The following is an 8,799-nucleotide window of genomic DNA, read 5'->3' on the forward strand; positions in this document are numbered from 1 at the left end:
GGGGGTGGGGGTTGGGGGGGGGGGGGGGGGGTGTTCAATCTGTGGGCCTCGGGGGGCCGGGGGGGGGGGGCGGGGGGGGGGGGGGGGGCCCCCCCCCCCGACCGTCCCGGGTCAGCCGTCGACGACAGGTGAAGACAAGGAGACACCCTGATGCGTACGACCGTCGGCATCGTTGGTGGCGGCCCGGCCGGGCTGCTGCTCGGCAGGCTGTTGGACAACGCGGGCATCGACAACGTGGTGCTCGAACGCCGTGACCGCGCGTACGTGGAGCAGCGGCAGCGGGCGGGCATCTTGGAGCAGTCGACCGCCGACACGTTGCGCGCGGCGGGCGCGGGTGAGCGCATGGACCGTGAGGGGTTGGTGCACCACGGCATCGAGCTGCGGTTCGCGCGCGGTTCCCACCGGATCGACTTCCCGGCCCTGACCGGCGGCCGTGGCGTGCTGGTCTACGCCCAGACCGAGGTGGTCAAGGATCTGATCGCGCTGCGGCTCGCGGAGGGTGGCCCGCTGCTGTTCGACGCGCAGGTGGACGCCGTCGACGGGGTGGCCGGGGAGAGTCCGGTCATCAGGTACCGCCATCAGGGTGCGGAGCGGACGCTGCACTGCTCGTACGTGGTGGGTTGCGACGGCTTCCACGGGGTGGCGCGGCAGGCGGTGCCGGCGGAAGTGAGCACGCACTACGAGCGGGCCTATCCGTACTCCTGGCTCGGCATACTCGCCGATGCTCCACCGGTGTATGAAGAGTTGGTCTACGCTCATTCCGAGCGTGGTTTCGCGCTGGCCAGTGTGCGTTCGCCCACCGTGAGTCGGCTCTATCTCCAGGTGCCCAACGGCACCGATCCGGCCGACTGGTCCGACGAGCGCATCTGGGACGAGCTGGACGCCCGCTTCGCGTTGGAGGCTGACCCGGGGTGGCGGTTGGCCCGCGGTCCGGTCCGGTCCAAGGCGGTGTTGCCGATGCGCAGCCATGTGACGGAGCCCATGCGGTACGGGCGGCTGTTCCTGGCCGGCGATGCGGCGCACATCGTGCCGCCGACGGGCGCCAAGGGGCTGAACCTGGCGGCAGCCGACGTGACCGTGCTGGCCCGGGCGTTGATCGAGCAGCAGGAGACCGGCTCCAGTGGGCTGCTCGACGCCTACTCCGACACCTGTCTGCGTCGGGTGTGGCGGGCGGAACACTTCTCGTACCTCATGACCACGACGCTGCACACCGACCCGGCGCACTCGCCCTTCGACACCCGCCTCCAGCTCGCACAGTTGGCCCGCTTCACGTCCTCGCCGCACGCCGCGGCGGAGTTGGCGGACAACTACACGGGGTTGCCGCTGCCCCGGTAGGGGTGTGCCGGCCGGTCGCCCCCTCGCCCGTCGACCGGCCGGCGTTCGCCGCACCTTGCGGTCCGGTGTGGCCAGCACATGGGGGGCGGGTGTCCGTGGAGCCCGGTGTCGGCCGGGTGGGGTGTGTGCGGCGCGGGGCTGGCCTGGGCGACGGCACTACGCGGGTCGCGCGTACGGCGCGGGACCGGCGCCACGCAGCACGGTGTGGTGCGATGTGGCTTCCGTGCAGCATCTGCTGCATGAAAGGCGTGCGGAAGGCCGGAGCGGGCAGCGGACCATCCGCTTTCCGCTGCCCTTCATTCCTGTGACCGATCATCGATCATCTCCCTTTTCTTCCACCGCGCCCGGCGTAGCGTCCGGCGCCACCTGCGCTTTCCTGAGAACCCGCGGAAGACTTCGGCTTCTGGATTTCTGAGATACGCCACGGGCCGGCCAGCTCATTGCCGTCCGAGCATGATCGCTCATTCTGATAAACGGAATGCGGGGTTTGCGGTGCGGGGGTCACGAAATCGAGTACGGGCCTACGGTGCGATCCATGTATACGGGGCGGTCAGTACGTGCCGGCCTCCGGTCGGCGGTCACCTCATTTCCGTACCGGCGCGGCCCAGTGACTAGCGGTCGGGCAACCGTCGACGGGCATGCCAGGCAACCGCCCCAGGACCCGTAAGCCCCGCGGCGCCCGGCCGGTCGATGGGCGCTCCACTCACGGATCGCGCCGTGGAGTTCAGCGCCCCTGATATCCGGTGCGTGCGCCGAAAATACCCGGATAATTTCCGAACCGGTGTTCCCATCGGATTCCCCGCCGTCGAATCCGTTACGGGAAGGGTCCCGCACTCCGGGTGTAACCTGACCCTCCATCTGCATGTGCGGCCTATTGAGGTCCTCGGGGGGACCACCATGCCTGATGAAGTATTCAGTGATTTCCCGGACGATGGCGGTGCGGACGACTTTGTCCGCGAATATCCACTGGCCATCGCCCCTGCCCAGACCGAGCACCTTTCCCTGCGGATGCCGGTCTTTCTGCTCCAGGTGCCGGGCGACCCGGCCGGGCCTGATGCGGTGAGCGTCCACCAGGCCCGGGTCAAGCGGGTGGTGATGGCGCTGCGGGAGTCCCACGAGGGGCAGGGCGAGAAGCTCGTCCCGTACGCGCTGGTGCATCCCACCTCCGATGACGACCTGGTGGGTGAGGCGGCAGCGCGCGACCTCGCGTTCGGTGTGCCGCCGCGGATGACTCCGGACCGGTTCCGCGACGCGGCGCTGATGCAGAACCTGGTAACCGCGGTGAAGGCACACGCCGCGGGGGCTCCGGGCGACGGCGCGGCGGGCGGTTCGGCGCCGGCGGACGGGCCGTCCCAGGTGACCGCGGCGACGGCCGCCGACAGTCCGAGCAACCTGCGGGACTACGCCTACCAGGGCAGGGTGGCGCGCGGTGGAGTCGCCAAGACCCTGTGGTCGCTGGGTGGCAAGGGCTCACCGGACGGGGCGGGTCTGGGTGGTTGGTTGTTGCGTACGTTCTGGCTTTCGATGCTGCACACCCTGCCGCGCTGGTGGTGGGCGCGTCGGGTGACCCGGCGGCTGATCCGACGTCCGCGCCAGCGGGCGCAGGGGCGACGTGGCTGGCTGGGCCGGGAGTTGAACGTCACCGGTGGGCGGGAGGACCTGTTCCAGGTGATGGCCGACGTCGCCACCCGGCAGACCAGCCGACTGCGGCTGCCCGCCGGGCACCGGCAGCGCGAGGAGGGCACCGCGGTCCTGGAACAACTCCTCACCCTGGCCCTGCTCGCCGACCTCGCGCAGCCCCTGGTCGGCTCCCTGCTGCCCAAGCGACGGCGCCGGACGGCCCGCCCGGTGCTGCTGCTCCAGGTGCCGCATCCGGACGAGCCGGGCGCCCGGACCGTGGAGCGTTTTCTCCGCGTCTACGCTCAGGCTCAGGCGCAGGCCCCGACGCCCGGCCCGCTGGTGATCGCGGTGGGCAGCTTCTCGACGGCCCTGTTGGACGAGTTGGGTCCGGAGACGATGGGCTTCACCCAGGCCAGCAAGGTGCTGCGGCAGGGCGGCGAGAAGCCGGTGCTCGTCACCTTCCACGCGGAGCCGTTCGGCCGCCCGGGGCTGCCGATCCGCAAGCCGCCGGCGCGCCGGTTCCGGAGCGGCTGGCGCTCGCAGACCGTCCTGGCGACGAGCTTGCCGGTACTGCTGATCGCCGCGTTGATCGTGGAGTTCCCGCTGCGTGCGGACGATCCGGATACGAGCTGTGTGGCCGGCGGGTCCACGCCTCCCGGGCGCCCGTTGCACGGGGAGGTCCACCCGGTCGAGTGGTACCGGAGCGCGAAGCAGGCCGTCGAGACGGAGAACCGGCGGGCCGAGGCGTTGGCGGCCCGCGGCAGACCGGTGCGCACGGTCGTCTACTTCACGTCCGAGGGGCCGCAGAGCAATGCGGGCACGCTCTTCGACGGCATCGTCCCGGAGTTGCGGGGCATCGCCCTGTGGCAGCGGCGGCTCAACAGTGAGGCGCTCTCCGATGACTCGCGGGTGCCGCTGCGGGTGGAGGTGCGCAGCACCGGGCGGGGATTCGTCCGCGCCCCCGAGGAGGCGAAGAAGCTGGCTGACGAGGTGCGTTCCGGTAGCCGCACCGGGGCCCGGGAGATCTCCGGGGTGTTGGGTTTCGCGCAGAGCCGGGACTCGACGCTCAAGGCCCTACGCATCCTCGCCGAGGCGCGCATCCCCGCCGTGGGGACGACGGCGACGGCCGATGAGATGCAGGTGGGTGACTACTACTGGCCGACCACCCCGGTCAACAGCACCGAGGCCAGGGTGGTCGCCTCGCTGGCCCGCAACAAGCGGCTGGTGGCCAGGTCCGATGGGGCGGGCTGCTCGACGGCGCAGCAAGCGATCGTGGTGCAGAGCTCGGCTGACCTGTACAGCCGCAGCATCGCGGAGCAGTTCATGAGCAACTTCACCAGCAACACCGGGACCGATGTGCCCGATGGCACAGTCAAGTTGGTCAACTTCTCGCAGGAAGGTGACTTCGGCGCCGGCGACCCGGGCGCGGCCACCTTCACGCGCCCGCGGGACCTGGCCAATCGGGTCTGCGAGTCGCTGGAATCGCAGAGCCGCACGGTCGTGTACTGGGCAGGTCGCACCCGCGACTTCGCCGCGTTCGTCGATGCGCTGGACGCCAGGGACGCGTGCGGTCGGGAGGCGGTGACCGTCCTGGCGGGCAATGAGCTGACGAACGTGGCACAGACCGGCGAGTTCGAGGGCCGTGGCTGGCTGCGGCTGTACTACGCGGCGCACCGGCTGCCCGATGCGGACACCAGGATCAGTCGACAGACCGCTCAGTTCGTCAACGCCTACAACGACTTCGTGGCCAGGGAGCATGGTGAGGACCCGTGGCACGACGACGGTCAGGCGGCGGTGGCGTACGACGCGCTACACGTCCTGTCCCAGGCCGTGGACCTGGCGCGGGCGGACAACAGCGTCGGTATGAGCGCGGTCACCACGGCCCTCAGGTCCGGTGTGGCCTTCGACGGGGCGACCGGGTGGGTCGAGTACGCCTCCGAGGACAACGCACCGCCCAAGGACAAGACGCTGGTGGTGCTGCGGCTGACGCCCAAGGGGCCGCGGACCGCGGTGGTGTGCGGGGCGTATGTGAAGGGCGGCCGGTACGCGGCACAGGGGACTCCTTGCTCTTCTTAACTTCCGCTATTCACAGAGCAGTTGGAGCAGTGTAGAGATTCTAGGGATTCTCGGCCCGGAGGTCCGGAGCCCCTGAGCCCCGAAGACGGAGGCAGAGGCGGGGAGAAGCGGAGGCGGGGAGGCGCGGACGGGCCGCGGGCGGGCTGGTTCGCCTGGTGAACGATTGTCCGTAGCCCGGTCGTATCCCTCGGCGGCGGTGCCGCCCGGGCCCCGGGCGATCCAGGCTGACGTTCCGTACAGGTGGGGGCCGTCCCCGGTTGGCCTCCCGTACGGGCCGGGGGCGGTCAGCCCTGTCCCGCGTCCGGTTCCTCGTCCGTGAATTCCTCGGGTTCCACGGCGATGTGCATGGCGGCTTCCTCGGGACCCGCCGCCCCGCCGTCGATGCCCACGTCGCGGGCGATGAGGTCCTTGGTGGTGTCGGGGTGTGCGCCCTCGTCCGGGGCGAGCAGGCGGCCGGCGCGGGCTTCGCCCACCTCGCCGTCGATCGGCTCGCCGTCGCCGTCCGCCAGGTCACCCACCCCGTCTCCGTCCGCGGCGCGCACCTCGGGCAGCTCCTGGCTCAGCCGTTCGTCCAGGGTTTCGCCGCGCTGCTGTTCCGCCGCCGTGGTGCCGAACTTCGTGACGCCCAGTGGCTTCTCCGGCGGCGAGTACCCCTCGTCGAGCACCTCCTCGTAGCTGCGCCCGCCCAGCGCGTCCTGCGGGTCCCACCGGGTGGAGTCCTGCCGCTCGTCGCCGGTGCCCATCGGCTGGTACACGTCATCCGCCATCTCGTCGCTCATGCTTCCTCCACGTGCTGCTCTCTGGTGCGGTGGCGCTCGATTGTGCGGACGGACCCGTCCCCTCCATCATGCGCCCGGGGCCCACGCCGGCACCTGGCGACGACCCCGCACGGCGCCGCGGGCGCGGGCCCCACTCTCACCCGCAGATCGTTTCGCCGCCCGGAACTGTCATTCTGGGGTCATGTCTCTTTACGACGAGCGGCTGAGCGTGCCACCCGCGTGGTGGCTGGGTGTGCCACTGTTCGGTCTCGCCGTGGCGCTGGTGCTGCTGCCCTTCGGGGCGCCCGCGGCGCTGGGCGGGCTGCTGCTGGGCTCGGCCGCCGCGGGGGCTGCGACGTACGCGTACGGCAGGTCCCGGATCGAGGTGACGATCGGGTTCCTCACCGCGGGCACGATCCGGTTGCCCATCGACGCCCTGGGCCTGCCGGAGATCCTGGACCCGGAGGAGGCGCTGGCCTGGCGGACCCGGCGGGCCGACGCCCATGCGCTGATGCTGCTGCGCAGCCATGTGCCGACCGCACTGCGGATCGAGATCAAGGCACCCGACTACCACGCCCCGTACCTCTACCTGTCGACCCGCCAACCACACACCCTGGTCGCCGTACTCGCCTTCGCCAAACGCTGACCGCGGCGGCCCCGGCGACGTACGCGGCACCCCGAACTGACGGCGGCGCCCCGTCCGCACCTCTAGGTGCCGCCGAATCCGCCGGGATGCCAGACCTCCGACCTACTGAGGCCGCTGATGCCGCTGAGGCCGCTGAGGCCGCTGAGGCCGCTGAGGCCGCTGACCAACCCATACGCCCGTCTCCCATGATGTGGCGACACGTCCTCCCGTACCGGCCAGGACCGCAACAGCACCCCCTCCCTCACCCACGGTGACCACAAGCCAACCGGCAGGCTCATCGGCGCGGCAGCAACCCCGTCCCCACCCCCGCCGCACAACACCCCGCGTCCGGCCGCGCGCCGCCCCCTCCGCGCCCTTCGGGCGAACGGATAGCAGCGACGGAACAGGGCCCGCGGAACCACCCGCCAACCCCGCCCCACCCCGCAACACCGCTTGCCACCCAGCATTGCCCCCGGGAAGACGGCCGGCCAGCGCCCGTACGGGACGGCGCAGGCGCCACCCCAGCCGCGGGGCGGGCTGCGTGACGCACCGGACGCCCCTTCCGTACGACCTGCGGGCCTTCCCGCCCACCTCCGTCGGCCGCCAGATGACATCCTTTCGACCCGCGTCCGACACGGCGGCGACCAGTACAGGATCGAGCGGTCCGGGCACCGCCCGTGACCAGGGAAATCCCCGCGGGCCGCTCCGCTAGCATGTTTGCGCCCATGGCGATCACCCTCATTGCCTGCCCTTCGCCGGAAAAGCATGCAATCCGGCACGAAGGGGACCCACTCCCTAACACCTAACAAATCGGCCAAACAATTGATATCTAAAGAATCGCGAATAGCTCCGCGAATACATTTCAAGAACGTGCTTGCTGCTTGGCGCAAGCCCCGGGCGCTGCTGTGGACCGCAGTGACGGTGGTGGCCCTCGGTTTCCTCGTGGCGTTGGAGATCGCCGCGCGCCACTACGGCGTCCGGGGACCGATCAGCAACCAGGTGCGCGAGGTGATATTCGCCCCCAAGTCGGGGCCGCTGCTGTACGCCTGCATGGCGCTGATGATGGTGGTGCTCACCTGGCGGCAACGGTTCATCGCGGTGGGTGCCGCGGTCAGCATCGACGTCGTCTTCGCGCTGGTGAGGTGGGTGTGTGACGCCCGGATGGGCTTCGGCAACGGAGCGTTGTGGGTGGTCCTGGTGTGTGGGGTCCTCGCCTTCACCCACCGCACGGGGCGCGAACGCGTCCTCTTGTTGAAGGGTGTGGGCCTCGGCCTGTTGCTGGTGGCGGGGCGGAAGACGGGTGACGCCTGGCTGCTCATCACGTGGAAGACCCGCCCGACCGTCCTCGACCAGTACGTGGCCACGGCCGACCAGGCGCTGGGCAACCCGTCGTGGCTGGTGGGGCGGATGGTCAGGGCCACCGACCCGATCAGCGGGCACGTGCTCGGCTGGGTCTACGGCCAGCTCGCGGTGGCCGCGGTCATCTTCACCCTCTACCAACTGCGCAACGTGGCGTCCGAACACCGCTTCCCGAGCCACCACCTGGTGCGCACGTTCATGGTGATCGGCCTGCTCGGCCCCGGCATCTACATGCTCTTCCCGGTGGTCGGCCCGATCTTCGCGTACGGTGCGGACGGCGGGCACTGGGCGGTGGCCAACCTGTGGCCGAACACGGCGCCGCCGCTCGACCCGCCGCAGCGCATGCCCTTCGACGACATCACGCCGCGCAACTGCATGCCCAGCCTGCACACGGCCTGGGCCACCGCCATCTTCATCCACTCCCGGCGGGGTCCGCGCGTGCTGCGCTTCGCCGGCACGTTCTGGCTGATCGCCACGCTCGCCGCGACGCTGGGATTCGGCTACCACTACGGCGCGGACATCGTGGCCGGCGTGGTCTTCGCGGTCACGATCGAGGCGGCGCTGCGCGCGCCGGAACGCGGCTGGGACCGCTCGCGCATCCAGTTGGTCGCCTACGGGACAGCCGTGTTCGCCGCCTTCCTGGTGGCGTACCGCTACCTGCCGGAGCAGATGGCCGACTTCCCGTGGCTGTTCGGCCCGCTGCTGGTCCTCGCGATGCTCTCGGTGATCTACGGCTATCTGCGGGCCACCCGGATCTGGGACGCGCAGCCCGCGCCGTCCCTCAAGCCGCAGGCGAAGCCACAGCCCGAGTTGGTGTGAGGCATGGCGCGCCGGTCCGCGTTCCCGCCGTACGCGGTGGCACGGAGCGGGCGGCGCGCCCCCCCGGGGGGGTGGGGGGGGCGCGGGCGCCCGGGGTGGCCGGGGGGGGGGGGCGGCGGGGGGGGGGGGGGCGGGGGGCGGGGGGGGGGGGGCGCCCGCGACGGCCGTGCGGCCGGCGAGCGGGGTCCAGTCCGCGGCGTCCGGGCC

6 protein-coding genes are annotated in these 8,799 nt (G+C 71.1%); 5 read left to right on the forward strand and 1 reads right to left on the reverse strand.

All coding sequences use genetic code 11. The features are described 5' to 3' along the window. Positions 1-150: 150 nt before the first annotated feature. On the forward strand, positions 151-1,335 hold the full coding sequence (locus AAHZ94_RS22530; protein ID WP_349994795.1) for a 4-hydroxybenzoate 3-monooxygenase: 1,185 nt from the start codon (positions 151-153) through the stop codon (positions 1,333-1,335). Positions 1,336-2,232: 897 nt separating this feature from the next. Further along, a complete protein-coding gene (locus tag AAHZ94_RS22535) occupies positions 2,233-5,031 on the forward strand; it encodes a type 1 periplasmic-binding domain-containing protein (protein ID WP_349994796.1) in 2,799 nt (932 codons plus the stop codon). Between the two features lie 284 nt (positions 5,032-5,315). Here the strand turns inward: AAHZ94_RS22535 and AAHZ94_RS22540 are convergent, their stop codons facing one another. Beyond that, positions 5,316-5,810 (reverse strand): DUF5709 domain-containing protein, encoded by a 495-nt coding sequence (locus AAHZ94_RS22540; protein ID WP_349994797.1) that lies wholly within the window; start codon positions 5,808-5,810, stop codon positions 5,316-5,318. A 181-nt stretch (positions 5,811-5,991) separates the two neighbouring features. On the opposite strand from AAHZ94_RS22540, the gene AAHZ94_RS22545 reads away from it, so the two are divergent. The 3 genes from AAHZ94_RS22545 to AAHZ94_RS22555 form a co-directional block, all read left to right on the forward strand. Further along, positions 5,992-6,435, forward strand: coding sequence for a DUF3093 domain-containing protein (locus AAHZ94_RS22545; RefSeq protein ID WP_349994798.1), 444 nt, complete (start codon positions 5,992-5,994; stop codon positions 6,433-6,435). Positions 6,436-7,236: 801 nt separating this feature from the next. Then, the gene (locus AAHZ94_RS22550) at positions 7,237-8,592 is read left to right on the forward strand and encodes a phosphatase PAP2 family protein (RefSeq protein WP_502964743.1); all 1,356 of its coding nucleotides are present in this window, start codon (positions 7,237-7,239) and stop codon (positions 8,590-8,592) included. A 3-nt stretch (positions 8,593-8,595) separates the two neighbouring features. Then, positions 8,596-8,799: hypothetical protein (locus AAHZ94_RS22555; protein WP_349994800.1), on the forward strand; the 204-nt coding region annotated here is incomplete at its 3' end.

It is taken from the genome of Streptomyces sp. HSW2009 (assembly GCF_040240285.1).
GTDB lineage: Bacteria > Actinomycetota > Actinomycetes > Streptomycetales > Streptomycetaceae > Streptomyces.